The following is a 25,512-nucleotide window of genomic DNA, read 5'->3' on the forward strand; positions in this document are numbered from 1 at the left end:
CTCAGCCACCTTCGCGCCGGCCTCGACCTCCTTGAGGATCCGGACGATCTGTTCCTCGCTGAACTTCGACTTCTTCATGCAGAGCTCCTTGGTGGGGAAACTCTACTTCCGACTGGCTCGAATCAACGAGGACGCTTCACAAATAACTCGGCGCTCCGAGTCCTACAGCTCGGGCCGCCGAGATAAAAGCTCGAAACGCCGAGCTTTTTGCTCGACGCGCCGACAAGGCATCCCTATTGAGGAAGTAAGCCTGGCCCCAATGTTTCGTCGTTGCCAGCTACAACTTCACAAATATTATGTAAAGCCACACCAGCACAACAACTAGGCAAACCACAATACGCAACCATGGGCGAACGCGTGGGCCATCCTCATCTTCTCCGAAGATAGGAATCCGCTTGTATGAGAATATTTTATATTTTGGCCATATTTTCATAAATCACTGCAAGTAATTTCCTTGATACCAATTATTACTACCGCCAACGCTGACACCTGCACCAACCCCAGCGGTGACTGCTGTGCCTGAAGCATTCGTGCTAACCCCTCCCCCAAACCCAGCATATGCGGAAAAACCTCCTGAGGGACCCGAAAGAAAAGCGTTGAGCTGGCTTTGAGTTGGGTTGCACTTCAATAACCATCCCGAGGCAATACTTACACCCACTCCAGTTGGTTTCGGGTAACCGCGGTTCCAGCCGCCACCCAAAAATATATCACCATATTTTGTATAAGTAGCACTTATGGAAAAGACGTATACATCAAGTTGAAATTGATCGTAGTCAGGTAATCTTGCGCATCCACAATTTGTACTACTCGGCGGCGGATCTCCACAAATGGAGTACGCATATGTCCCAGGGCCGCCACCACATGCCGCCTTGGGCGACTCCAAGCCCAACGGATCGATATTACTTATCGGATTTCCGCCGACATAGGCATACCCATTCGGCCCGGCCCTCAACCCCAGCGGATCAAACTCGATGTAGCGTCCCGTGCTTGAGTCGTAGTCGCGGTTGACGTTGTAATTCAGGCCCGTTTCGACATCGTAGTACTGCCCCGGATACCGCAGATAGAACGGGCTGTTCACACTCGCCGACTGCTCCCCGAACACATTGTTCTGCCACGGCCATGTGTAGATCGTCGTGCCGGCCGTGCTGCGTACCGCCCGCAGCGTGCCCAGATGATCGGCATACAGGTAGTTGATGCCGGGGGCGCTCTCGCCTGCGTTCGTGGCACTCGCCACCACTACGCCGTTGAGGTACACGTATTCGCGATAATTCGCCGCGAAGTACTCCCCATACAGGTTGCCACTACCCGCCGGGTCGTACACCGTGGCCGCCTGCCCCACGCTCGGCGTTGTGATGGTGCGCCATACGCGCTGGCCTTCACCGTTGTACTGATAGCTAGCGATAGTGGCGTCGCCGCTAGTGACGGTTGTGAGACGGTTGCTGTTGTCGTAGCCGAGGCCCACCAATGTACCGTTGGGATCTGTCAGCGCCGTGGTGTTGCCGGCCGCATCCACCGTGCGCGTTGCACCGCCGACGCCGATGAGCTGATGCGTACCGGGGCTATAGACGTAGCTTTGCATCCCTTGCGGCGTGGTCTTGCTGAGGCGGTCGCCCGTGGCGTCGTAGGTCACCCCTTCTTCCAGGTTGCCGTTGGCGTCCAGCACGGTGGTGAGGCGGTCGAGCGGATCGTACTGGTAGGTTTCATTGGCCGGAGTCGCGCCGGCGGCGTTGCCTTCGGCCTGGATGCGCCCCTTGGCATCGCGCAGGAAGTGCAGCGCCAGCCCGCTGCCCACGCTGTCCGTCAACCGATAGTTCGCGTCGTATGTGCGCGTGACCGATTGGCCGCCCTGAGCATAGGTGTAACCGCTTGCCGGCCCAAAGGGCAGGTACGTGACACCCGTGATCAGCGGCGTCAGCGTGTTGCTGGTATAGCTGCCGTACGGGCCGGGTTGCTGCAGGTAACCGACGGTGGCTACGCGGCCACCGCTGTCGAACCCATACTTCAGCTCGAAGCCGGAGGGGTACTGAAGGTAAGTCAGGCGTCGCCCGGGGCTATAGGCATAGCCGTGCAGGTACGTGACGCCATTGATGACCTGCCGCACTTCGCGAATGTCGCCTTGGTTGGTGTAGCACCACGCGGTGGTACCCGAGGCGTCGGTCATGCCAGTGCGGTGGCCAATGTTGAAGCTGCTGGGGCAGCCACTGATCGGCGTGGCCTGGTCGTAGGTGTAGGTGACGTTGAGCGCGGGCTCGGCCGGATAGGTGATGCCGGTCAGGCGATTGAGCGCATCGTAGGTATAGCTGGTCAGCACGCCGCGGGCATCGGTCTGGCTCGACAAGTTGCCGGCCGCGTCATAAGTCCGGGCAGTGGTGCCAGTGTCCGGGCTGACCTGACCCGTGGCGTCGCTCAACCCGTCGTAGCTGTAGCTCGTGGCAAGGTTGCTGGGATCGGTGACCTGTGTGAGGCGATCCAGGCTGTCGTAGGTGTACTGCGTGGTGGTGTTTCGAGTGGCGGTATCAGTGCCGTTGTAATTGTCGATCGTTTGCACCAGCCGGTTCAGGGCGTCGTAGCCCTGCTGGCGCTGAATACCCAGGGCATCGCTGCTCTGGATCAGGTTGCCGTTGGCGTCGTAGCTCCCGCTGGCACTGGCGCTGAAGACGGTCTGGTTGAGGCCATCCACCACCATAGTGAGCTGACCCAAGGTGTTGAAAGTGCGACTCTGGCTCCTGTGCACAGTGCCACTGCTGTCGAACACCTGTTCACCCGTCTTATTGCCGGCGGCGTCGAGGGTGTACTGAATGTAGTTGCCGAGAGCGTCGGTGATCTTGGTGAGGCGGTGAGCTGCGTCATAACCGTAGGTGGTGGTGACGCCATCGGGATCGGTAACGGTTTGTATCGCACCGTAGGGGGTGTAGGTGAAGGCGGTTTGCGCACCGCCTACCGTGCGGGTGGCCAACCAGTCGCGCGGCGTGTAGGTCATATCAGTGTTGACACCGTTGGCATCAGTCTCTCGTGTGACGCGACCGTCGGCATCGTAGGAGGCGATGGTGGTGACGTGGCCCAATGCATCGGTAATGGTATGCAGGTCGCCGGGCTGGTAGCAGGCGGCACCAGGCGTGTCGCAGTTCACTGCACTGGCCGTCAGGTAGTAGCTGTAGGTGGTGGTTTGCGTGAGATCGGTGCGGGGTCCGGTGGCCGTCAGTAGCAGGCCCACGAGAGGGCATTGCACGGTGTCGACAGCCGTGCAGTAGGTGTAGGTCCAGCGGCGGACGCCGGCCGGTACCGTACCCGTGGCGCTGCAGGTGTAACCCGAGGCCGCGCTGTTGGTGGGGTCGATGGCGCAGCGGGCCAGCGTTTGACCCGAGGCGTTGTAGACCCATTGGGTGGTGCTGACCGTGTTGCCGGAAGCATCCTGCACCACACGCGTCAGCGGCACGCGTAGCGTCGTGTTCCAGGTGGTAGTGGTGGTTCGCTGGCTGCTCGTGCCTGAGGCGTCGATCTGTTGATCCAACAGACCATTGGCGTCATAGGTTGTCGCGGTGACGTTTCCGTTGAAGTCTGTAGCTTGTTGGGGGTTGCCGTTGGCGTCATAGATCCATGCACTGATGGGTGAACAGGATTCGCACGTGCCATTGAGTCCGGTGACGTGGGGCACACCGATGATCGTGGTGAACGTGCGGTGGCGTGAGGTGTTCAATGGATCGACCACGTCAGCCGAGCCATCGCTGTTGTAGGTAATTGCGTAGGAGGCCACGCCGCCGCTCAATTGATCGGCGGTGGCCTGTCCGGAAGCGTTGTAGCTGTAGGTGGTATATCGGACATTGTTTTCGTCGACGACGCCGGTGAGAAGAGCAGGCGTGGTGGCCCCACCGCTGTAGGCCGACTCGTTGTAGAGATAGGTCAGCACCTTGCTGTCCGGGTAGGTCACCGTGACGAGATCACCCGAAGCGTCGTATGCGTAAGCGTAAATGGATCCATCCGGCGCTTCGACCTGGTTGATCCAGCCGCTGCCGTTATAGGTCAGCTGGATCGACCGCTGCGAGGGGTCGGTGATCGCGATAAGGAGACCGGCGCTCGGCGCAACTGCGCTAGGTGTACTCGCGGTGCTGTAGGTCAGCGTCGTAATGAACCCGTCCTGATCCTGGACGCTAGTCAATTGACCGGTGGCATTGAACTGCTCGGTGCTTCGCGTATCGGCACGCCATAGCGTCCAGCCAGCGAGATTGCCGCTGGCGTCAGTCGCTTCGGACAATGTGTCAGGGACATCGGCGTCGCCCACCCACACGCCATTGACCAAGGAATAGGTACTGGCTCGACCATCCTCGCGCGTGACGGTGACCACACTGGTTCCCGTTGTACCACCGTCGATACGGCTGGAATAGGAGTGGCGCCAATGAGGGCCGAATGTATCCGCTGCCGCACTAGGGTCGCTGTTGTAGTAGCGGTCGAACCTCAACCAACGGCCATTATGGAAATCTTCTTCACGCCGATAAACATTCCCGGAACCCACATTGATGGGATCACCAACACAAGCGCCACAGGTTGGAGCGCCATTAGCTTTTCCGGGCGCTGAGGGCAACGTAAAGGGCATCTGGCAGGCCCACTGATTACCATAACCATGGACACTGTTATCGGGAATGTTTTGGTTATAAAAGTTAAATACCCAAGCGCCAATGAGCACAGTGTGCGAGGGATTGTTCCATGAAAGACAACATACGTAGCAACCCGAAGTGGGTATGTTTGCGTTGTGTGGTGTGCTGGCAAATTCAGCCAAACTAGTCTGACAGGTTGATTCGGCGTCGCTGTAGGTTGGCCAATCAGTCGGAATACACCCACTTTGAGCCATCGCGGAAGCGGCATGCATAGCAATGCACAGAAACAGCCCGACAAGGAACCCCAGACGTACCTTGGTTCGCGTCATACACCTTCATCCCTAGAAAGGTTCTGAAACGGCAGGCATGCACGGCACATGAGCCGTGTCATCGTCAATGACCTAATTTGAGTAACCCGAAGTACTTTGTGGTCCGCGGCATCCATGGCATGGCCAGCAAACGAGATCCGGTGATGACGAGGACGACACCGCGACACTCCGCGGGTACGGCTGGTTCTATGCGTTACACACCGCCGGCCACATACCCGCTGCGACCGCCTGCCGGGTCGATCCGGATCGCTTCCAGCGGTCCGCGCACTTCCTGCTCTCCGATCAACCCACACTTCGATACCCACAGGCAGCTCCCTTGCCAACGTGCTCACATCGAATTGTCCCTTTGAGGCCACGCATTGCACGCAGCGCCCTTTTAGAACTAATGGCACATGGTGTCTCACGTCAACAAGGAAATTCTTGCGACGCCCCTGCTTGCCTCACGCCATCTACTAAAGATGGTGGTCCGCACCATCACGATAGGCAGAGGATTCATAGCGCAATGGTCAGGCATTAACAGAATGGCTGACAGCTGTTTCCGAAGTACTAAAAAATGGCGCCAGGGACAATCGATTCCTCTCACGAATGCGACACCCCTCACCTCCCAAGCAAGATGTCACCGATCACGGCGCCCCACCAGCCTTGGCCGTATAGCCATCATCCAGCGCGCCAAGGAAGGTGATTACGTCGGCGATCTCACGCGCGTCGAGCGCAGGCTTGTCGCCCGGCTCACGATCCATCGGTGCATCGCTGTGATCGACGTTGCCACGATAGCGCAGCGGCAGGTCGTCGAACTTCCGCACCTTGCCGCCCACCACCGGGTACCACTTACGCGGATCGGTGTCGCGCTCGACGTAGAAATGCATCATCGCGTCCAGCGTGTGGAAATAGCCGTTGTGGAAGAACACCTGGCGCGTAGCGACGTTGCGCAACGTTGGTGTCTTGAACATGCCGCAGTACTGCGTCTGCGTGGCGAGATCCTTCCGCTTGGGGCCGCACAGGCCCAGGTCGTAGTAGCGCGGATCGCGATTGGACGGAATCGCCCGGTTGCGCGGCACGCCCAGTGCTTCGTAGGAGTAATCAGTGAACGCCGCCGGTCTCCCGCCGGGTCCCGGCACATCGATGTGGCAGGAGGCGCAGTTGCCTTTCTTCGGGTCGTTGAACAGGGCGTAGCCGTGCAACTCCTGGGCGGTGAAGTGGGCATGGCCCGACATCACCGCGTCGAACTTGCTGGTGTAGGGATGGAAGCTCGGGTCTTCGATCTGGAAAGCTTCCAGCGCTGCACCGATGTCGTCGAACGCCTGACGCGGATGTTCGAATACATCTGCGCCGAAGGCCTGTTCGAACTGATGCGCGAACACGCCGTCGCGCACCGCGACGACCACGGCCGCAGGCGTCGCATTGGCCATCTCGTCCGGATCGAGCAAGGGGTTGGCCGCCTGTTGCCGGCGCGAGGCCGCTGCGCCGTCGCGACCGAAGCCGCCCGTAGGCCCTTCGTATTCGGCGTCTTCGGAGCCGGGGGTGAAATAGTTCAGGCTGAACAGCGGCGTATTGTCCAGGTAGCGTAGCGAGGGTACCGCGCGCGTGCCCGCGTGGTGCTGGTCCCGGCCGCCGGGCTGCACGGCGCGTCCATCCGGCGGCCCATAGGCATGCGCGGGGTCGTGGCAGCTGGCGCAGGACGTGCGCCCCGAGGCGGACAGGGCCGTGTCGAAGAACAGCCGTCGCCCTACTTCCGCCTGCGGACTCAACTGCGACGGCACGGGCGGGTAACGCACCCATTGGCGAATGGCGGCATCGCGTGCCGCATCCGTCGATGCAGTCGCGTGTTCGCGAGCTGATGCCGGAAGGCCCACGCCGGCGATGCCCATGGCGGCAATCGCCAGCACCACGACAGCGACGACCCTAATCCAACCGGGTCCGTTGCGAGGTTTCTTTATCCGCCCACCCTGCATGGCTTAGCCCAATGCGCGCCCGCCGCCCGCGGCGCGATACCTGCTCAGAACTGGAACAGCGACATCAGGTCGTCCACCGCCGGACCGTTGATCGGTCGGTACGGATGACCCACCTTGGTCACCGGATCCGGCAGATTGTCGCGGCTGCGCGGCGACAGCGGCTGCAGGCGCCAGTTGCGTTCGATGAATTTCAGGATGGAGGCATGATCGCCGTATGCGTGATCGACCACGCCTTTGCGGGCGTAAGGAGAGGCCGCCAGCATCGCGATGCGCGGGCCGTCGCCGAAGAAGTCCACCGTCTGGATGTAGCCGGTGTCGAAGTGTCCGCCGCCTTCGTCGGTGGTGATGAGGATCGCGGTGTGCGCCCACAGCGCCGGATCGGCCTGCACTTTGGCCAGCAGGTCCTTGAGGAAGGCTTCGTAGCTGGCTGGCGCCGAATAGCCCGGATGGCCGCTGTCGAAACCCTTCGGCACCACGAAGGACACCGCCGGCAACGTGTGGTGGGCGAGGTCGCTGTCGAGCGTGGCGAGGCCGGCAAGGCCGGACTTCAGCGTTGGATCGCCCATCACCTTCGACGACGCCACCAGCGGATCGCCGATATTGTTGTACTGGAGCATCTGCGCCTTCGCCACCGATACGTGCCATGCGGATGCTTCCGCGGCGACGTCGGCTGTGTCGCGGCCGCCGGTGTACCACTTCCAGCTCACACCGCGCTTCGCCAGCGCCTCGGCGATGGTCGGCACGGTCTGCGGCGGGTAGGTGTAGTTGTCCGGGCCGATCGGTTCCGGCCGGCCGTCCATGTCGTAGCCGGGGTTGTAGTTGTTCACCAGGTAGTAGGCGCCGGGCGCGCACTTGCTGGGGATGTGCCGCGCGTCGAGGAAGGCGCGGATGGCGGCCACGCCGGGCTGCTTCGGATCGGAACAGTCCACGTAGGAACCGCCCGAATAGCCGTCGCGGGTATAGAAGTTCGGCGTACCCGGCATCGGGTCCGGATTCTCGATCTGGTTGGCCGGCGGCACGGCGAGCTGGCCATCTTTGTTGAAGAACGGCGCGTCCGCCGTGGCGATGGCGAAGAAGTTGGCGCCGGTGCCGCCCATGATGGACTGGTGGTAGTTGTCGCTCAGCGCATAGTGCTGAGCCAGCGATCGGAACAACGGCGCGTCGCCGGCGGACATGTTCATGAAGCCCATCAGCTCGCCGCCCTGCGCCGGGTTGGCCGGACTCACGCCCTTGGTGTCGCCGCCCATGCCGGTGTTCGCCGCCACCCAGGTGAACATGTCGAGCCGCGCGTTGTCGCCACCGGTCTGCTGCCACATCTGGAAGAAGCGGTGCACCGGATCGCCGGTCACCACCGTGGCCGCAAGGCCGTCCTTGCCGGCGTCGCGGTACGGCACGTAGCGGGTGATCTGGAACGGGCCGTTGGGGAGGTTGCCGGGGAAGCGCGCGTCCGGCGTGCCGACAGCGTTCTCGAAAGTGACCGGATCCATTTCGCCGATCTGCAGCGGCTGCGGCAGTGTGGCGTAACTGCCCGCGCGTTCCGGCTGCAGGGTGTAGGCCTGCGACGGCGTGCCCTTGCTCTGCGCGGCCAGCGCGAAATTCGGTCCGGGCGTGCCGTCGGCCTTGATGATGCCTTCGGACAGCAGGTTCTTCACCGATTGCCCGGCCGCCGGCACGTAGCCGCCGAACAGGCCATCGAAGGTCTGGTTCTCGCCGATCACCACGATGACGTGCTGGATCGGCGTGGTGGTCGCTCCCTGTGCAAGGGCCAGCGCCGAAGCGGCCGCACGCGCCGGCACCGCCGCGGACGGCACGCCTTGCGCGGGAACGGAGACGACGGCGCGGTCGGCATCGCTGCCCACGCCGACGGTGCCATGGCGCATGTCGAAGTGGACGACCGAGAACAACGCAGTCCATGGATTGCCGGCATCGGCATGGGACGACGTGCCGCCGGCACTATCATTCGCCGCATCGGCCGGCACATGGAACGCCGCGTACAGCGGCGCGAGCACACCGGCGACATCCTTGTCCGCATTGGCGATGCGCGCGGCATCGAGGCCGGCCATCTGCACCGTATCCGGTGCGCCGTCCAGCACCGCGCCCAAGGCACGCTGGGTTTGCAGCGTGGTGACCGGATCGAGGTTCACCACGGCCGATGCCTGCCCCGCCGCGGGCGAGAAGACCGCGGACAAGGTGGCCGGCGCACCATCGTCATCGCCAGATGGCGCGGTCAGCACGAAGGGGCCGACGCCATCGAGGACGAACGAAAAGCGGCCCTGTGTATCCGTCACCACGGACACCACGCGGCGACCCGCATGATCCGTTGCCGTAACCGGCACGCCAACCATCGGCACCGCGCCACCGACGGCGCCGTCGACGGCGACATGGCTTCGAACGGCTTGCGGGTGACAGGCGGTCAGCGACAGCAGGAGGGCGAGTGACAACAGGCAACGCTTCATCGGCGATCTCGGCAGGCGAATGGACATCCGCCGCGGGGCACGGGGCCGGCGGCGGATGCACGGTGGAAACGGTCATGCATGCTCGCGTCCGGGCGCAACCCGAAGCTCCCCACGCGGTCCATCACGGACCACCCTATCGCAAGCATGGCGGCGGAGGGTCGTCATGCTGGTCAGGCTTTGTGAAACTCCGCTTGCGTCCACGTGACCGCGGCATGGCACGGTGCGCACCCATCCGCTACTTGGCGGCAAGCTGTCATCTGCCATGCACATTGGAAGAGTGTGCGCGATCCGCCTGCGGCCATCCATCCACCACGCCATGGCTGCAAGAAATCGCGGCCTAGACCGAGCCGCCCGGGCAGCTAGCCGCCGCCACGCGACTGTAACCCGCGCCCGTCACGCTTCCGACATTGCCTGATCGGCTGGCTTCGGGTGGCTCTCGTGTCGTTCTTGTCGCGTATTCGCCGTCATCCCATGACGATCAACCTGGTGGCGGGCAGCGCCGCATTCCTGGCGTATGCGTCGATGTACGCCTTCCGCAAGCCGTTCACGGCCGCCACGTTCGAAGGCATGCACCTCGCCGGCGTGGACTACAAAGTGTGGCTGGTGATCGCGCAGGTGATGGGCTACATGCTCAGCAAGGTGCGCGGAATCACCTGGATCGCGGAAATCCAGCGCCAGCGCCGCGCACGCACGCTGGCAGGGTTGATCGGCTTTTCGTGGCTCGCCCTGCTCGGCTTCGCGTTGGTTCCCGCGCCATGGAACATCCCCTTCCTCTTTCTCAACGGGCTGCCGCTGGGTATGGTATGGGGCGTGATCTTCGGCTACCTCGAAGGTCGCCGCGGCACGGAGCTGATGGGCGCATGCATGTGCGCCAGCTTCATCGTCGGATCGGGCGTGGTGAAGTCGGTGGGCACCTGGCTGATGGTGAGCTGCCACGTCAGCGAATTCTGGATGCCGTTCGCCACCGGGGCCGCGTTCGTCGCGCCGCTTTGCGTGGCCACGTGGGTACTCGAACACCTGCCTGTACCCGATGCCGCCGATATCGCGGCGCGCAGCGTGCGCATTCCCATGGACTCGGCGGCGCGGCGCGCGTTCCTGGCGCGCTTCCTGCCCGGCATCGCGATGATCGTGATGGCCTACGTGGCGCTGACGGTGACACGCGATTTCCGCGACAACTTCGCGGCGGAGATCTGGGCCGACCTCGGGCGCGGCGGCGACGCCTCGGTGTTCACCGAAACGGAGGTGCCGATCGCCATCGCCGTGCTGATCATCACCGCCTTCACCATGGCCGTGCGCGACAACCTCCGCGCGCTGATGCTCAACCACGCGCTGATCTTCGGCGGCTTCGCCATCGCCGTCTTTTCGACCTGGCTGCACCGCCACGGCATGATCGATCCGGTGGGCTGGGTCGGTTTCAGCGGCTTCGGTCTCTATCTGGCCTACGTGCCATACAACGCAACGTTCTTCGAGCGCATGCTGGCGACGTTCCGCGTCACCGGCAACGTGGGCTTCATGATGTACATCGCCGACAGCGGCGGATACATGGGCAGCGTGCTGGTGATCCTGGTGAAGGAATTCGGCGGCATGCACCTTTCGTGGGCATCGTTCTACGCCGACACGGTGATGACACTGTCGGGCATCGGCATGTTGATTACCCTGGTGTCGGCGCTCTACTTCTACGAGAAGGCGCGACGCGCGAAGGTACCTGTGGCGCTGCCGGCGGCGGCTTGAGGCATAACGGTTCTGGAGCTTTTCGAACTCCGAGCACCTCGCGCTGAGTCGTTTGCATGCAAGCCAGGAAGGCACGAGGAAGAGCTGAAATGAATGCCTTACTCCTCGCAGCTCTGGTTGAAGACGTTGCACAACAGCAAGCCGATATCCAATAGCGGCCGCGCGAGTCCGAGCCATTTCGCCACCGGATGATTCGCTACCCTCACCCCTCCGAGGCCGCCCTTCGGGCGTTCTACGCGCTGCGCTTGTCCGGCCTACGCCGGAATGACGAGCATATGAGAAGCCGGTTTCATTTGGCCCTCAGTTCCCAGATACGGCGCGGCGTGGACGTGCCGTCTATCGTGTAGGCGGGAGCAGTTCCCATACCCTCGACATAGCCCGCTGGTAGTTCGGGCGGATCGAACCAGACCGTTTCTCCGGGTTACTTCTCCTGACTCCGGGCATCCTGCCCTCCGCCCTTCGGGTCGGCTTCGCCGTTCGCCACTGCTCCTGCGGTGGCGTGGGCCAGCAAAGAGAAGTGACTCGGGCGCCGGCAGGCGGCCGAAGCCGCTCTGTAATTAGTGACAACCAAAGCGCCAGCGAATGACAACCATCACTCGCGATAACGCACCAGCGCATCGCCAAGCATCTCCCTGAGCGGAGCCAGCTCAGCGGCATAGTTCGTCCACTGGCCAATGCCATCGCGAAAAATAGGCCGCCGCACCTGCTCGGAACTCGCCGTGCGCACACTGCGCGCGGTCTTGTGGAATTCCAGACAACCGGGTTCGAACGGCAACCCGCAGAAATCCAGGATGCGGTGCACGCTGCCTTCCAGATCGTCCACCACGTCCTCGTGATGCACGCGCAACACACGCCCCGGCAGCACCGCGTCCCAATGCCGCATCAGCTCGAGGTAGGTACGGTAGTAACGCGCGATGTCCTCGATGCTGTAGGTGAACTCCTGGCCGCTGGCGAAAAGCTGCTTGAAATTGCTGAAGCAGCAGGCCATCGGCTCGCGCCGCGCATCGATGATCTTTGCGTTGGGCAGCATCAGGTGGATCAGGCCAAGGTGCCGGAAGTTGTTCGGCATCTTGTCGATGAAATACGGCTTGCCGCTGCGGTAGACACGCGTGTCGTGGAGATACTTCGCGCCCAGCCTGCGGAATTCGTCGAACGATAGGTCGGCCAGCACGCCGGGATAGCGGGGATCGTCGAGGTCGGGATCGCGCCCCTGCAGGTCGAGCGCGATGCGCGGGATATCGCCCAGTTCCTGCGTGCCCTCGACCTGTGAGTGCGAGGCGAGGATCTGTTCGATCAACGTGGAGCCTGCGCGCGGCAGGCCAACGATGAAGATGGGGTCCGCGCTCGGATCGCCGGCGCCCGCGCGGCCGGCAAAAAATTCGCGCGTGCAGACTTCGATCTGCTTGCGCGTATTCGTCTCGAAAATCTCTGGGCGATAACCGCTCTCGGAGCGCTTGAGCGCATTGCCGCGTTCGTAGTGCTGCCACGATCCGACATGGTCGCCACGATCCTCAAGCGCCTTGCCCAAGGCGAAGCACAGGTGGTGGCGGTCGGCGAGCGCCGTGGCCGGCGAAGCTTCCCCGCTGCGCATGCGCGCGATCTCGTCGTCCGAGAAGCGATAGGTCTTGAGGTTGGCGAGACTCCAATACGCATCGCCGAAGTCGGGGCGCGCCGCCGTGGCGGCACGGTAGGCCTCGATGGCCTCGGCCTGCTGCCCCTGCGTTTTCAGCGCATGCGCGAGCGACAGGTGCAGGTCGGCCGCGCCCGGCATGTCGCGCAGAAGCTCGCGGTACAGGGCGATGGCGCGCTCGTGTTCGCCAAGGCCTACGCTCGCACTGGCGTAGAGCGCGCGATAGTCGAGATGTTCGGAATCGATGGCGAGCAGCTTTTCCGTTTCCTCGCAGGCCCGCTGGTACAGATGCCGCGCGAAGAGTACCTGTGCGTAGTCGAAGCGTGCCATGTGGTAGTCGGGTGCCAGCTTGAGCACGGCTTCGAGCAGAATCTCGGCATCGTCGAGCACCTCGCGGGCCAGGCCGATGCGCGCGAGCAGGCGCATGCCTTCCACGTCGTTGCCGACCCGCAGCAGGTAGGGACGGATGGTGTGCTCGGCGTGCTCGAGGTCGCCGTCCGAGAACAGGCTGGTGGCGCGGACTACTTCGGGCGCCAGTTTCTTGAGTGTCGCGACATGCGCACCGGCGGTCGTTGCGTTGGCGGCGTCGCCGGTCATTCGGTACAGGCCTTCAAGCAGGTTCCAACTCGAGGGCAACGCGGGATTGGTGTTGACCGCGCGCAGCAAGGCGTCGATCGCACCAGGCGCATCGCGCTTGACGACGTAGCAGTGGCCCCGCTCCTCGTGCAGACGGCTGAAGTGGGGATGCCACTGTTCCATCCGCGCCAGCGTCTGCAGCGCCGCATCGGTCATGCCGAGGTAGCGCTGGCTCCTGGCGATGAGGTACAGCACGTCGCGATGCTCCGGCATCTCCGCGGCAAGCGCTTCGGCTGCCTGCAAGGCTTCCGCGTAGCGTCCTTCCGATTGCAGTTGCTGCGCACACCGGATGGCGTGTTCCGCCGAGGTCGGAAGCGGATCGGCTGCCTTGGCATTCATGACGGAATACAACCTCAAAGAATACGACCTTAAAAAAACGGGGTGGGCTTGCGCCCACCCCAATTCTACTTTCCTGCCCGGGGAGACAAGCAGGTCAGAACTTGAAGCCCACCTTCACGCCGATCACGCGCGGATGGATCGGCACCTGCGACTCGATGAACTCGGCCGACGAGGTGAACGTGCTGGCGTGGCTGTTGCCGAGGTTGGTGCCGAAGATCGACATGTTCCAGTTGTCCTTGGCCACGCCGATCGACGCGTCGTAGGTGGTATAGGCGGCCTGCAGGTAACGCAGCTCCACCGTGGTGATGTCGGTCACGCCATCGCCGCTCGGGTAGGTGGCCGGCTGGTTGTACATCGAACCCATGTGGCTGGCGCCGACCTGCCAGAACGCCTTGTAGTCGCCCGCCAGCGTCCAGTCGTAGCGCAGGCGCAGGTTGTACTGCGAGCGCGGCGAGAAGGCCGGCACGCTGCCCACTTCGCCGAACGGGTTGGCGAAGGACGACACCGCGCCTGCCGCGCCGGTGGCGACGATGCAGGAGTTGTAGGCGGCCGAGCCTGGAATGTTGTCGACCAGGCAGGGCGAGTTGGTTTGCTTGGCATGGTTGAGCGAGGCCGAGCCCATCAGCGACAGGCCGTCGGTGATGCGCGCCTGGAACTGCAGTTCGCCGCCGTCCACCTTGTAGTTCGGCCCGTTGACCGCGAAGGTGGTGTTGCCCAGCACCAGCGGGTTGAAGAACTGCATCTGCACGTTGTTCCAACGCATGTCGTAGATCGAGGCGTTGAGCAGCAGGCGGTCGTCGAAGAAGGTGGACTTGAAGCCGATCTCGTTGTTGGTCAGCGTGTCGGGCGCGTAGCTGGTCGGCTTCTTGTACTGCGGCACGCCGTCGAGCTTGGCCACCTCGGAGGTGGTGCGGTTGAAGCCGCCCGGACGGAAGCCCTGCGAGAAGGTGTAGTACAGCATCATGTCCGGCGTGATGTTCCACAGCAGGTTCGCGCGGCTCTTGAAGCCGTGGTAATCCTGGTGGTAGTTCATCACCGAGTCGTTGCCCACGTAGGTGCCGTTGGGCACGTTGACCTGCGCGGCGGTGGTGTAGAACTCCGTGCCGGTCTGCCACTCGGAGTAGTGGTAGTAGCGCGTGCCGGCCGTCACGGTCAGCACGTCCGGGACGATGTCGTACGACACCGAGCCGAACACCGCTTCCTGCTTGTAGCCGCGCTTCTCGACTTCGCCGAACGCGGTGTTGTCGGGCATGACGATGCCCGGCGACGACTCCGCATCGGCCACGCAGGGATAGCCGCCGGCCAGCGCGGCGGTGAGGTTCGCCGGCGTGCAGGACGGGATCGTCTTGTAGTTGAAATCCATGCGGTCGTTGATGTTGAAATCTTCGTAGTACAGGCCGCCGATGGCGCGCAGGCGGCCGTCTTCCGGCGTCATCAGACGCAGCTCGTGGCTCTGGTGCGTGCTGTTGACGTGGTCGTTCCAGTAGCCGACCGGCGAATAGCAGATCGGCTTGCCGGCGCTGGACAGGCCGGCCGAAGTGCCGGTGCACTGGTAGTACATGCCGCCCGCGCTGCGCGAGTAGCTGGTGTAATCCTGCTGCTCGCTGATGCGGCGATTGGTGTATCCGCCCGTGTACACCAGCGAGAGGTCGCCGATCTGGCCGTTCAAGGTCCAGGCGGTATTGGTGAAATGGTCGTTGTTCCAGGCCGGCACGAACGAGGTGATCTGGTCGGTGCCGAGCTTCTGGCCGTCCGTGCCGGTCGGGTAGGTCGAAGACTGGCCGTTCGCGTCCAGGTTCTGGTAGCTCTCGGCGATCAGGAAGTTCCAGTCGTCGTTGATCTTCCACAGCGCGGACAGGCGTGCGCCCTGGTAGTCGACCGGATTCCAGTTGTTCTGCGCCACGGAATAGTTGTTGGTGCCCGCTGCGCTGCCGGCGGCCACGTAAGGCGCCATCGCGCCGCCGCCATCGGTGGACTGGCGCGTGTAGGTGCTCGGCACGTTGTCGATGTAGCCGCCCTGATGATCGTTGTAGATCACGCCGCGCACGGCGAGCGTGCCGGGGATGATCGGGAAGTTCAGCACGGCGTTGGCCGAATTGTTCGGGCCGCCGCCGGCCGTGGCGCCGGCGCTGGCCTCGGCGCTGCCGCTGACCTTGTCGAGATTGGGCTTGTTGGTGATATAGCGCACGGCACCCGCCTCGGCGCCGCCGCCGAACAGCGTGCCCTGCGGGCCTTCGAGCACCTCGAGGCGCTCCATGTCGACCATGTAGATGTCGAGGTTGCGCGCCGGGAACTGCATCGACTGGTCGTCGAGGTACACCGCGACGTTCGGGAACGGTGCAATCGATGCGCTGGACTGGTTGCCGAGGAAACCGGTGCTGAGGCCGCGCATGTAGATGTTGCCCTGGCCCGGACCGTTGGTCGCGAAAGTCACGTTGGGCAGGTACTTGATGACGTCCTGGAAGTCCTGGACGTTCATCTGCTGCAGCGTGGCGCCGGTGAATGCCTGGATCGTGATCGGCACCTGCTGGATGTCCTGCACCGTGTGCTGCGCCGTCACGTTGACCGTGCCGAGCGTGGCTGCGTTGGCCGCGCTGGGCGTGTTGGCCGCGTTGGCGTTGGCGGACGCGGTAGCCGGCTGAGTCGCCGGGGCGGGAGGCGTGGTGGTGTCGGCGTAGGACACGCGACTGACCGCGAGCGCGGCCAATACCGCGCAGGTGATTGGATTGATCTTCAAGATGGCATCCCCTCAAGGGTGTATTAACGGAAAAGTGCCGGCGCAAAGGCCTGATGCTGCAACCCGGGGAAGGCTAGGGAACGGCGATGAAACGCCTGTGACTTGGCCTAGCCAAGTTCGTCGGCTGTCTATGCCTTTGCCGGCGTGCATGGCTTCGCGAATGCGCACGGCTGCGGGAGATCTTTCGCGCACGCGAACGAGGGCACGCGCTTCGGGTGGAAGCGCGCATGAAATTGCGCGACGTGATTGGTGTCGCGTGACTGCTCGCACGGGCCGGTGATCCGCTGTTGTCCTGAAAAGCGATGCGTGCGGACGGGACGATCGAAAATGAAAAAGCAGGGTTTGATCCCTGCTTTTTTCACGATGCCCATTCCGGCTTGCCGTCATCCACCGCTTTCGATACATCGGACGAAGCATTCGAAAACGGCCCGCGGCATTCATGCCGCCTGCAAGACCGGCGAGGTAACCGGGTCAGAAAGCGCGCTGCCCACCCACCCAGACATTGCGCACGATTGGCAAACCACCCACCTCGCGCATGCGCACCACGTCGGCGCGCATGCCGGCCTTCAGCGAGCCGCGATCGCTGAAGCCCAGTGCCTTCGCCGGATTGCGGCTCACCGTCGCCATCGCCCTGGGCATCGACCAGCCGGCCTGCGCATGCAACAGGAAGGCGCCGTGCAGCAGGCTGGCCGGGACGTAGTCGGACGACAGCATGTCCAGGCGATCGGTACGCGCCAGCTCCAGCGCCGCGACATTGCCGGAGTGCGAGCCGCCGCGCACGACATTCGGCGCGCCCATGATCGTGGTGAGTCCATGGGCATGCGCCGCATCGGCGGCTTCCTGCGTGGTCGGGAATTCGGAGATCGTCACGCCGATGCGTTGTGCGTGTTCCACTTGCCGCGCGTCGGTATCGTCGTGGCTGGCCAGCACCACGTCGCGGCCGTGGGCCATGGCCAGCACGGCGCTTTCATGCCGGGCGCTGTAGTGCGCCTGCTGTTCGGTGCGGCGCTTCACCACGTCGGCGAACTCGTCTTCCGTCCAGGTCATGTGGTTCTTGCTGTAGTACTTGCGGTATTGCGCGAGGTCGCGGTACTGGCGCTGGCCCGGCGTGTGGTCCATCAGCGAGACCAGCCGCACGCTGCCATGGTCCATCAGCGGTTCCAGAGTTTCCAGCAGGCGCGGATAGGCCAGTTCGCAGCGCAGGTGGATCCAGTGGTCGGCGCGCAGCGCGCCGGTGGCCTGGCCTTCGAGGATGGCGTCGTAGGTGCTGCGCAAGGTGTCGATGCGCACGCTTTCCTCTTCCACGTCGCCCACCGACAGCGCGTCGAATACCGTTGTGATGCCGGCCGCCACCACCTGGGCGTCATGCGTCAGCACCGCCGGGATCGATGGCCACAGCACGCCGGCGCGCGGCATCAGGTGTTTTTCGAGATTGTCGGTGTGCAGTTCGATCAGGCCCGGGACGACGTAGTCGCCTTCGCAGTCGATGGCGTTCGGCGCCTGCGTCGATCCTTCTTCTACCAGCCGGATCATGCCGTTGCGGGCGATCAGGGTGCCGTGGATCACGCCATCGTCGAGCACGATGCGCGCATTGGTCAAAGCTAAATCGTTCATGGTGGTCTCGACGCAAAGGTCCGCAGGTTCAAAAGGGATCAGGCAGCTTCGAGCGCCTGCATGAGGAACAGGCGCGTGGCGACGCGGTCGCGCATGTCTTCGTCGTGGAATATGCCGAGCACTGCCGAACCGTCGGCGCGCGCTTCGGCAAGCAGCTGCGCCACCACGTCGCGGTTCGCGGCATCCAGCGACGCGGTAGGTTCGTCCAGCAACAGGATCGGTCGGCGCACGATCAAGCCGCGCGCGATGTTCACGCGTTGCTGTTCGCCGCCGGAAAAAGTGCCCGGCGGCAGCAGCCACAGGCGCTCTGGCACGTTCAGCCGGTGCAGCAAGTTGCCGGCGCGCTGGCGCGCCTCCCGTTCGTCCATGCCGGCCTGCAGCAGCGGCTCGGCGACGATGTCCAGCGCAGGCACGCGCGGAATCACGCGCAGGAACTGGCTGACGTAACCCAACGTATGGCGGCGCACGTCCAGTACCTCGTGCGGCATGGCCCTGGCCAGGTCGAGCCAGCGCCCGGCATGGCGCACATGCACCGCGCCGAAGCTTGCGCGGTAGTTGGCGTAGATCACGCGCAGCAGCGTGCTCTTGCCCGCGCCGGAGGGGCCAGACAGCACCACGCATTCGCCCGCGTGCAGGCGCAGGTCCAGCCCGCGCAGCACGTCCAGGCGCGCGCCGTGCTGGTGGTGGAGTTCAAACGACTTGCCAACGTCGCGCAGTTCGAGCATCAGGGCAGCGGTCATGTCGTCAGTACCGAGGAAACGAGCAATTGCGTGTAGGGATGTTGCGGGTCGTCGAGGATCTGGTCGGTGAGCCCGGTTTCGACCACGCGCCCCCCCTGCATCACGAGGGTGCGGGCGGCGAGCAGGCGGGCGACCGCCAGGTCGTGCGTCACCATCACCGCGGCCAGGCCCAGCTCGTTCACCAGCCGGCGCAGCAGGTCGAGGATGCGCGCCTGCACCGATACGTCGAGACCGGCGGTCGGCTCGTCCATGAACACCAGCCGCGGCTGCGTCACCAGGGTGCGCGCGATCTGCAGGCGTTGCTGCATGCCGCCGGAAAAACTGGTTGGCGCGTCGTCGATGCGCGCGGGATCGATCTCCACCCGCTCCAACCAGCCCCGCGCGATGCCGCGCAACTGGCTGTAATTGCGCATTCCCAGCGCCATCAGGCGTTCGGCGACATTGGCGCCGGCACTCACGTTGAGGCGCAAGCCGTCGCGCGGATTCTGCGTGACGAAACCCCACTCCTCGCGCGCCAGACGGCGGCGGTCGGCCTCGCCCAGCGCACCCAGTTCCAGCCAGCCACCGCCGCGCTGGCGATAGCGCACCGAACCGGAAGATGGTGCCTGTTGCGCGGCCACCGTATTGAGCAGGGTCGACTTGCCCGAACCCGATTCGCCCACGATGCACAGCAACTCGCCCGGGTGCAGGTCGAAGCTCACGTCCTCGCAGCCGATGCGCTGGCCGTAGCGGCGGCCCAGCCCGCGTACTTGCAGCAGCGCGCTCATGCTTGCGCCTCCATGCGGTGGCCGCTGCAGAAATCGGTATCCGAGCAGACGAACATGCGCGTGCCGCGATCGTCCACGACGACCTCGTCCAGATAGCTTTCGCCGGAGCCGCACAGCTCGCACTGCTGCTCCCAGCGCTGGATCTCGAACGGATGGTCGTCGAAGGCCAGGCTTTCCACGCTCGTATACGGCGGGATCGCGTAGAGCCGCTTCTCGCGTCCCGCGCCGAACAGCATCAGGGCCGGCGAGCGGTCGAGCTTGGGGTTGTCGAACTTCGGGATCGGCGACGGCGAGGTGAGGAAGCGCCCGTCGACCAGCACGGGATAGTCGTAGCTGGTGGCAATGTGTCCATACTGGGCAATGTCCTCGTACAACTTCACGTGCATCAATCCGTAATCGGCCAGCGCATGCAGGGTGCGCGTCTCGGCTTCGCGCGGCTCCAGGGTGCGCAGCGGTTCGGGCTCGGGCACCTGGAACACAAGGATCTGATCTTCGCGCAGCGATGTTTCAGGAATGCGGTGGCGGGTCTGGATCAGGGTGGCCTCTGCCGTGTGCTCGGTGGTGGCCACGCCCGCGACGCGGTGGAAGAAGCGGCGGATGTTCACCGCATTGGTGGTGTCGTCCGCGCCCTGGTCGATCACTTTCAGCACGTCATCGGGCCCGAGCAGGGCCGCGGTGACCTGGATGCCGCCGGTGCCCCAGCCGTACGGCAAGGGCATTTCGCGGCTGCCGAACGGCACCTGGTAGCCGGGAATGGCCACGGCCTTCAGCAGCGCGCGGCGCAACATGCGCTTGGTGTCTTCGTCGAGGAAAGCAAAGTTGTAGGTCATGACCGCTGCCCACCCGCTGCGCTCAGGGGCTGCTCCTCGGCATCCGTGGCGTGCTGTGCCGCGAGCGTGCGCAGCAGCGACAGCTCCGCCTGGAAATCCACGTAATGCGGCAGCTTCAGGTGCTGCACGAAACCGGAGGCTTCCACGCTGTCCGAATGCGACAGCACGAACTCCTGGTTCTGCGCGGGCGCATGGTTCGGTTCGGCGAGCTCGTCGCAGCGCAACGCGCGATCCACCAGCGCCATGGCCATCGCCTTGCGCTCGCCTTCGCCCATGGTCAGGCCGTAGCCGCGGGTGAACTGCGGCGGCACGCCGTTGCCGCCGTGGAACTGGTTGATCATCTGGCATTCGGTCAGCACGATGCTGCCGATCTCGATGGCGAAGCCCAGCTCTTCCGGGCAGATCCGCACGTCCACTTCGCCCATGCGGATCTCGCCCGCGAACGGATGGCTTTCGGCATAGCCGCGCTGGGTCGAATACGCCATGCCGAGCAGGAAGCCTTCGTCGCCGCGCGACAGGTTCTGCAGGCGGGTCGCACGGTCGGCCGGGAACATCAGCGGTTCGCGCGTGAGGTCGACCGGTTCCGGATCGCTGCCGGGTTCGATCCGCTCGATCAGCGCTTCCGCGTCCAGCAGGTCCAGCACACGCGGCATGTCCGACGGCAACGGCACATCGGCCGGCGCCACTTCTGCCGCGACCGCAGCATCGAAATCCAGCAGGCGCTGCGTGTAGTCGTAGGTGGGGCCCAGCACCTGCCCGCCCGGAATGTCCTTGAAGGTGCCCGAGACGCGGCGGCGTACGCGCATCGCGGTGGTGTCCAGCGGCAGCGTGTAGCCGAAGCGCGGCAAGGTGGTGCGATAGGCGCGCAGCAGGAAGATCGCTTCCAGCATGTCGCCGGCGGCCTGGCGGATCGCCAGCGCGGCCAGCTCCTCGTCGTACAACGAGCCCTCCTGCATCACCCGCGCCACGCCCAGGCGCAGCTGCCCGCGGATCTGCGCAAGCTCCAGTTCGGGCACGGCGGTGTCGCCACGACGCGCCTCGGCCAACAATTCCAGCGAGCGGGCGATCGCCTGCTCGCCGCCTTTCACGGCAACGTACATTCAGCCCTCCAGCAGGCGTGTCGTGCGCGGCAGGGCAAGTACCTGCTGCCCGGCGACGAAGAACAGGTCGATGCCGAGCGGAAGCAGCGCGGCCAGTGCGGCACGTTGCTGCCAGAAGTCGGCAGGCAAGCCGTCGATGGCGACGGTTTCGGTGTCGCGGATACCCGGGCCGGCGAACGTGTTGCCTGCCCCACCCGCGGCAACGGGATTTATCGCTGCCAACTGGATGATCAGGCTGGCGGAGCGATCCGGGTAACGCATGTCGCCACACGCAAACGCATCCAGCGGCGGCATCGACGCGGGATTGGTAATCAGCGCGAAGTCGGCATCCTGCGGCCGGTCCGCCAGCTTCAGGCCGGCATGGAAGCGCAGGTGGCGGACCACCTCGTCTTCCGGCTGCTGCAACCACACGGAGGTGGTCGCATCGCAAAGCGTCAGCACGATCGCCATCGCGGCCGGTGCGGCCGGCGCGGGTGCGGGCGGCAATACCGGCAGCGTGCGCGGCACGGCTGGGCGCGCCATCGCCTGCAGCAGTTCGCGGAAGTTGCTCTGGCTGTCAAACACGGGATTGGCAAAGGCGGCCAGCATCATTCGCCCCGTACCACGGTGAAGAATTCCACCTTGCTCGCGGCGGCCTTGCGGCTCGCCTCGTCGCGACGACAGTCCAGCGCACGGCGCAGCGGTTCGACCACCTGCATGCGCAACGACGCATGCCTGTCGGCATCCTGCAGCATCGCATCGGCCAGCGCCGCCAGCTCGGCGTGGCGCGTATCGCTGCCGCGCACCCAGGCATGGCCGATGTGGCCGCCGGCCTGCACGCTGCAGCGGGTGACGGTGACCTCGCCGAAATTGAACTGCGGGCCGGTGCCGCCAACGCGGCCGCGCAACATGTACAGGCCGGTCTGCGCCGGGCGCAGCCATGCGGTGTCGGCCGGCGGCGCGAAGGCGCCCATCGCCTGCACCAGCTCGGCCGGATCGGCCTGCGCCAGCAGCGACATCCAGTGCGGGCGCGCCAGGTGGGGGGAGGTGTCCATCGGGTGTTCCTCGGCTTGTCACAAATGTCTAGTTATCTAGACAGGCGGCGGCGCCTGCATGGCGCCACTGGTGAGTCATTGCAGCAGGCCAGCGTGCCGTTGCCATGACGGTGAATAGACAGGTTGAGGACGTGGTATGAGCGAAATCGAACGCGGACGTGGCGTCGCGCTGTGGAGCCAGATCAGCGGCATCCTCGCGTCGGAGATCCTCAAGGGGCAGCCGCGCCAGGGCGCGCAACTGCCGTCGGCGCAGGAGCTGGCCGCACGCTTCGACGTCAACCGCCACACCGTGCGCCGCGCGATCGCCGCGCTGGAGGAACGCAACCTGGTGCGCACCGAGCAGGGACGCGGCAGCTTCGTGCAGGAGCAGACGATGGATTACCTCATCAGCCGCCGCACGCGCTTCGCGCAGAACATGCGCAACCTCAATGTCGAAGCCGACATGGAGTTCCTGGAGGAAGCGCGCGAGATCGCGCCGCCGAAGGTCGCCCAGGCACTGGGCCTGGGCCGCCACGAATACGTCTACCGCATCGAAACGCTGGACCATGCCGACGGCCATGTCGTCGACTACAGCACCGCCTACTTCCCCGTCGCACGCTTTCCCGACTTCCCCGCCGTGTACCGCCGGCTGCGCTCGGTCACCCGCGCGCTGGCCGAATTCGGCGTGGCCGACTACGAGCGCAAACACACCCGTGTTTCCGCACGCCTGCCCGACGCCCACACTGCACGCCTGATGAAGCAGCCGGCGAGCCGGCCCGTGCTCCACGTGCAATCGATCAACGTCGACACGCGCGGCATGCCTGTGCAATACGGCATCACGCGCTTCTCCGGCGACTGGGTGCAACTCGTGCTGATGGCAGGCCACTGATGCGTTATGCCGTGTATTTCTGCCCGCCCGCGGGCAGCGGACTGGACGCGCTCGGGCGCGAATGGCTGTCCGCCAGACACATCGCGGGCATCGCGCCAGAGCGTTGGCGCACCTTGACCGCCAACGTGCGCCGCTACGGTTGGCACGCCACGCTGTGCGCGCCGTTCGCCCTGGCCGAAGCGGCCGGCTACGACGAGCTGCGCCGCGAGGTCGCCGATATCGCGCGGCACGCCAGCGTCATCGAACTTGCCATGCAACTGGACCATCTCGCGGGCTTTCTCGCGCTGCGGCCGCATGACGACGAGCAAGACGTCCACACCCTGGCCGATCAATGCGTGCGCCGCCTCAACCCGCTGCGCGCGCCGAACAGCGAGGCTACCTGGCAGCGGCGTGCGCCACACCTCGACGCAGCGGAGCTCGCGCTGTTCCGCCAGTACGGCTATCCCTACGTGCTCGATCGCTATCGCTTCCACATGACGGTATCCGCGCCGGCCAGCGAAACCGAAACGCAGGCGATGCGCGCATGGTTTGCGCCAAGGCTGGCCGACCGCCCGGTCGCGCGCATCGACGCGCTCACCCTCTGCCAGGAAAAAGCGCCCGACCAACCGTTCGAGCCGCTCGAACGGATTCCCCTCGGCACGGGAGCGGCGGCATGAGCACGGGCCGCCTGTATTACGTGATGGGTCCATCCGGCGCGGGCAAGGACAGCGTGCTGGCGTGGGTGCGAGAACACGGCGTGCCGCTTGGCGTGTTGTGCGCGCACCGCTACATCACCCGGCCCGCGCACGCCGGCGGCGAGAACCATATTGCGCTGAGCGTGGCGGAATTCCGCTCGCGCGAGCAGCGCGGCCTGTTCGCACTGACCTGGAAAGCCCACGGCCTGCATTACGGTATCGGCAGCGAAGTGAGGCATTGGTTGACGCGCGGTGCCGATGTGCTGGTAAACGGCTCGCGCGGTGCGTATGCGCTGGCTTGCGAGCGGTTTCCCGCCTTGCACCCCGTGTTGATTACCGCGAGCCCGGAAACGATCGCGCTCCGCCTCGCCGCTCGCGGGCGCGAATCGGAAGCCGAGATCGCCGCGCGCATCGCACGCCTGGATACCTATCCGGTTCCGCCGGACAGCATCGTCATCCACAACGACGGTTGCCTTGCGGAAGCCGGCTCAAGTTTGCTGCAGGCGATCCGGCCCGACTCGCAGGTCGAACGGCAACATGCCTCCGCCCCCGTATCGGCAGGATAAGGGCGCACACCGAAACCAACACAGGCGCAATCGCACGCGGGCTACTTGCCGCGCTTGCCCGATGCCGAGGGCTTGCGCGGCTTCGGTACGGGCATCAGTGCCGCCGTCTCGAGGAACAGGCGGCGGATCGCATCCGAATCGTCCAGCAACTCGTCAGCCACCGGATAGTCCTTGGCACCGGGATACGGCGGCCGCTGCGGAAGCCCCGGCGCCAGCGTCGCCGCCGCAGCGGAAGGCTTCACGAACAGGCTGTTGTCGCAGGCAAAGGCAACCACCTTGCCATCGACGTACAGCGCGTACTCGCCGAACATCTTCTTGTGCGTGAGCCGGTCGCCAAGCGCGACCTGCTCGCTCACGTAATCGATGTAATCGCTGTCAGTGGCCATACGTGCGGGAACCTCGAGCCTGTATCGAATCGCGTTGCATGCCGCCGGTCCTCAATGCGAAAGAAGCACCAGCAACAGCGCCAGCAGACCGGGAAGCGCCTGCACATAGAGAATCTTGCGGCTCGCCGTCGCGGCGCCATAGATGCCCGCGACGACGACGCACAGCAGAAAGTACAGCTTGAACTCATAGCCCGCCGCACCCCGGATCACACCCCACAGCAGTCCCGCGGCGATGAAGCCGTTGTACAGACCCTGGTTCGCCGCCAGCGTTTTTGTGGCTGCCGCCTGTTCTTTCGACTGGCCGAAGGCCTTCCGGCCAGCCGGCTTGTCCCAGAGGAACATTTCCAGCACGAGGAAATAGGCGTGGAGCAGGGCCACCAGAACCACCACGACGCCTGAAATTGTCGCCAACATGATCCGTCTCCAGACAACACATGCAGTCACCGCATGCCGGCACCCGCCGGCAGGCTCCCCGCCCCATGAAGCGACCGCCGCCACGCATCGCCGGCGCACGCGCCAGGCCATGCTTCG

At 64.5% G+C, this 25,512-nt stretch carries 19 protein-coding genes; 4 read left to right on the forward strand and 15 right to left on the reverse strand.

Annotated features, from left to right (window positions below):
* Window positions 1-436 precede the first annotated feature (436 nt).
* From IHE49_RS16715 to IHE49_RS16725, 3 genes are all read right to left on the reverse strand, one after another.
* Window positions 437-4,921, reverse strand: a complete 4,485-nt coding sequence (locus IHE49_RS16715) for an RHS repeat-associated core domain-containing protein (protein WP_192160038.1) — start codon at window positions 4,919-4,921, stop codon at window positions 437-439.
* 623 nt (window positions 4,922-5,544) lie between these two features.
* Window positions 5,545-6,789 carry a cytochrome c peroxidase gene (locus IHE49_RS16720; RefSeq protein ID WP_225578525.1) on the reverse strand — a complete coding sequence of 415 codons (1,245 nt, stop codon included), beginning with the start codon at window positions 6,787-6,789 and terminating at the stop codon, window positions 5,545-5,547.
* Window positions 6,790-6,917: 128 nt separating this feature from the next.
* A complete protein-coding gene (locus IHE49_RS16725; protein WP_225578526.1) occupies window positions 6,918-9,314 on the reverse strand; it encodes an alkaline phosphatase family protein in 2,397 nt (798 codons plus the stop codon).
* Window positions 9,315-9,800: 486 nt separating this feature from the next.
* Here IHE49_RS16725 and IHE49_RS16730 point away from each other — a divergent pair, with 486 nt between their 5' ends.
* A complete protein-coding gene (locus IHE49_RS16730) occupies window positions 9,801-11,060 on the forward strand; it encodes a DUF5690 family protein (protein WP_192160042.1) in 1,260 nt (419 codons plus the stop codon).
* Between the two features lie 592 nt (window positions 11,061-11,652).
* Here the strand turns inward: IHE49_RS16730 and IHE49_RS16735 are convergent.
* From IHE49_RS16735 to phnG, 10 genes are all read right to left on the reverse strand, one after another.
* Complete coding sequence (locus IHE49_RS16735) at window positions 11,653-13,665, reverse strand: tetratricopeptide repeat-containing sulfotransferase family protein (protein ID WP_192160044.1); 2,013 nt, start codon at window positions 13,663-13,665, stop codon at window positions 11,653-11,655.
* A gap of 94 nt (window positions 13,666-13,759) precedes the next feature.
* Window positions 13,760-16,402, reverse strand: coding sequence for a TonB-dependent receptor (locus IHE49_RS16740; RefSeq protein ID WP_192160046.1), 2,643 nt, complete (start codon window positions 16,400-16,402; stop codon window positions 13,760-13,762).
* Between the two features lie 128 nt (window positions 16,403-16,530).
* Window positions 16,531-16,773, reverse strand: coding sequence for a hypothetical protein (locus tag IHE49_RS16745; RefSeq protein WP_192160048.1), 243 nt, complete (start codon window positions 16,771-16,773; stop codon window positions 16,531-16,533).
* Between the two features lie 100 nt (window positions 16,774-16,873).
* Window positions 16,874-18,016: an alpha-D-ribose 1-methylphosphonate 5-triphosphate diphosphatase gene (locus tag IHE49_RS16750; protein WP_192160050.1), complete on the reverse strand. Its 1,143-nt coding sequence runs from the start codon at window positions 18,014-18,016 to the stop codon at window positions 16,874-16,876.
* 38 nt (window positions 18,017-18,054) lie between these two features.
* Complete coding sequence (phnL, locus tag IHE49_RS16755) at window positions 18,055-18,756, reverse strand: phosphonate C-P lyase system protein PhnL (protein WP_192160052.1); 702 nt, start codon at window positions 18,754-18,756, stop codon at window positions 18,055-18,057.
* Window positions 18,753-19,523: a phosphonate C-P lyase system protein PhnK gene (gene phnK / locus IHE49_RS16760; RefSeq protein WP_192160054.1), complete on the reverse strand. Its 771-nt coding sequence runs from the start codon at window positions 19,521-19,523 to the stop codon at window positions 18,753-18,755. The genes phnL and phnK overlap by 4 nt, the downstream gene beginning before the upstream one ends.
* Window positions 19,520-20,353, reverse strand: a complete 834-nt coding sequence (locus tag IHE49_RS16765; protein ID WP_192160056.1) for an alpha-D-ribose 1-methylphosphonate 5-phosphate C-P-lyase PhnJ — start codon at window positions 20,351-20,353, stop codon at window positions 19,520-19,522. Before IHE49_RS16765 ends, phnK begins: the two co-directional genes overlap by 4 nt.
* Window positions 20,350-21,453 (reverse strand): carbon-phosphorus lyase complex subunit PhnI, encoded by a 1,104-nt coding sequence (locus IHE49_RS16770; RefSeq protein WP_192160058.1) that lies wholly within the window; start codon window positions 21,451-21,453, stop codon window positions 20,350-20,352. The genes IHE49_RS16765 and IHE49_RS16770 overlap by 4 nt, the downstream gene beginning before the upstream one ends.
* Complete coding sequence (gene phnH / locus IHE49_RS16775) at window positions 21,454-22,041, reverse strand: phosphonate C-P lyase system protein PhnH (protein WP_192160060.1); 588 nt, start codon at window positions 22,039-22,041, stop codon at window positions 21,454-21,456.
* Entirely contained in the window at window positions 22,041-22,487 is a 447-nt protein-coding gene (gene phnG / locus IHE49_RS16780; protein WP_192160061.1) for a phosphonate C-P lyase system protein PhnG, read from the reverse strand. Before phnG ends, phnH begins: the two co-directional genes overlap by 1 nt.
* A 136-nt stretch (window positions 22,488-22,623) precedes the next feature.
* Between phnG and phnF the strand changes: the two genes are divergently transcribed.
* From phnF to phnN, 3 genes are read left to right on the forward strand one after another with little or no spacing between them, the layout of a single operon-like run.
* Window positions 22,624-23,355, forward strand: a complete 732-nt coding sequence (gene phnF, locus IHE49_RS16785) for a phosphonate metabolism transcriptional regulator PhnF (RefSeq protein WP_192160063.1) — start codon at window positions 22,624-22,626, stop codon at window positions 23,353-23,355.
* Entirely contained in the window at window positions 23,355-24,011 is a 657-nt protein-coding gene (locus IHE49_RS16790; protein WP_192160065.1) for a DUF1045 domain-containing protein, read from the forward strand. Before phnF ends, IHE49_RS16790 begins: the two co-directional genes overlap by 1 nt.
* Window positions 24,008-24,595 (forward strand): phosphonate metabolism protein/1,5-bisphosphokinase (PRPP-forming) PhnN, encoded by a 588-nt coding sequence (gene phnN, locus IHE49_RS16795; RefSeq protein ID WP_192160067.1) that lies wholly within the window; start codon window positions 24,008-24,010, stop codon window positions 24,593-24,595. Before IHE49_RS16790 ends, phnN begins: the two co-directional genes overlap by 4 nt.
* A gap of 41 nt (window positions 24,596-24,636) precedes the next feature.
* Here phnN and IHE49_RS16800 read toward each other — a convergent pair whose 3' ends face one another.
* Window positions 24,637-24,981, reverse strand: a complete 345-nt coding sequence (locus tag IHE49_RS16800; protein WP_192160070.1) for a TfoX/Sxy family protein — start codon at window positions 24,979-24,981, stop codon at window positions 24,637-24,639.
* Between the two features lie 51 nt (window positions 24,982-25,032).
* Window positions 25,033-25,392 carry a DUF1304 domain-containing protein gene (locus IHE49_RS16805; RefSeq protein WP_343227597.1) on the reverse strand — a complete coding sequence of 120 codons (360 nt, stop codon included), beginning with the start codon at window positions 25,390-25,392 and terminating at the stop codon, window positions 25,033-25,035.
* Window positions 25,393-25,512 lie beyond the last annotated feature (120 nt).

This window comes from Rhodanobacter sp. 7MK24 (assembly GCF_014842995.1).
In the GTDB taxonomy this organism is placed as follows: Bacteria; Pseudomonadota; Gammaproteobacteria; order Xanthomonadales; family Rhodanobacteraceae; genus Rhodanobacter_A.

What these genes read in the sequence shown, in the direction of transcription:
- IHE49_RS16715 (WP_192160038.1), bottom strand. Translation starts at nt 4,921, where the DNA reads ATGACGCGAACCAAGGTACGTCTGGGGTTCCTTGTCGGGCTGTTTCTG.
- IHE49_RS16720 (WP_225578525.1), bottom strand. Translation starts at nt 6,789, where the DNA reads ATGGGCATCGCCGGCGTGGGCCTTCCGGCATCAGCTCGCGAACACGCG.
- IHE49_RS16730 (WP_192160042.1), top strand. Translation starts at nt 9,801, where the DNA reads ATGACGATCAACCTGGTGGCGGGCAGCGCCGCATTCCTGGCGTATGCG.
- IHE49_RS16735 (WP_192160044.1), bottom strand. Translation starts at nt 13,665, where the DNA reads ATGAATGCCAAGGCAGCCGATCCGCTTCCGACCTCGGCGGAACACGCC.
- IHE49_RS16745 (WP_192160048.1), bottom strand. Translation starts at nt 16,773, where the DNA reads ATGGGCATCGTGAAAAAAGCAGGGATCAAACCCTGCTTTTTCATTTTC.
- IHE49_RS16750 (WP_192160050.1), bottom strand. Translation starts at nt 18,016, where the DNA reads ATGAACGATTTAGCTTTGACCAATGCGCGCATCGTGCTCGACGATGGC.
- phnL (WP_192160052.1), bottom strand. Translation starts at nt 18,756, where the DNA reads ATGACCGCTGCCCTGATGCTCGAACTGCGCGACGTTGGCAAGTCGTTT.
- phnK (WP_192160054.1), bottom strand. Translation starts at nt 19,523, where the DNA reads ATGAGCGCGCTGCTGCAAGTACGCGGGCTGGGCCGCCGCTACGGCCAG.
- IHE49_RS16765 (WP_192160056.1), bottom strand. Translation starts at nt 20,353, where the DNA reads ATGACCTACAACTTTGCTTTCCTCGACGAAGACACCAAGCGCATGTTG.
- IHE49_RS16770 (WP_192160058.1), bottom strand. Translation starts at nt 21,453, where the DNA reads ATGTACGTTGCCGTGAAAGGCGGCGAGCAGGCGATCGCCCGCTCGCTG.
- phnH (WP_192160060.1), bottom strand. Translation starts at nt 22,041, where the DNA reads ATGCTGGCCGCCTTTGCCAATCCCGTGTTTGACAGCCAGAGCAACTTC.
- phnG (WP_192160061.1), bottom strand. Translation starts at nt 22,487, where the DNA reads ATGGACACCTCCCCCCACCTGGCGCGCCCGCACTGGATGTCGCTGCTG.
- phnF (WP_192160063.1), top strand. Translation starts at nt 22,624, where the DNA reads ATGAGCGAAATCGAACGCGGACGTGGCGTCGCGCTGTGGAGCCAGATC.
- IHE49_RS16790 (WP_192160065.1), top strand. Translation starts at nt 23,355, where the DNA reads ATGCGTTATGCCGTGTATTTCTGCCCGCCCGCGGGCAGCGGACTGGAC.
- phnN (WP_192160067.1), top strand. Translation starts at nt 24,008, where the DNA reads ATGAGCACGGGCCGCCTGTATTACGTGATGGGTCCATCCGGCGCGGGC.
- IHE49_RS16800 (WP_192160070.1), bottom strand. Translation starts at nt 24,981, where the DNA reads ATGGCCACTGACAGCGATTACATCGATTACGTGAGCGAGCAGGTCGCG.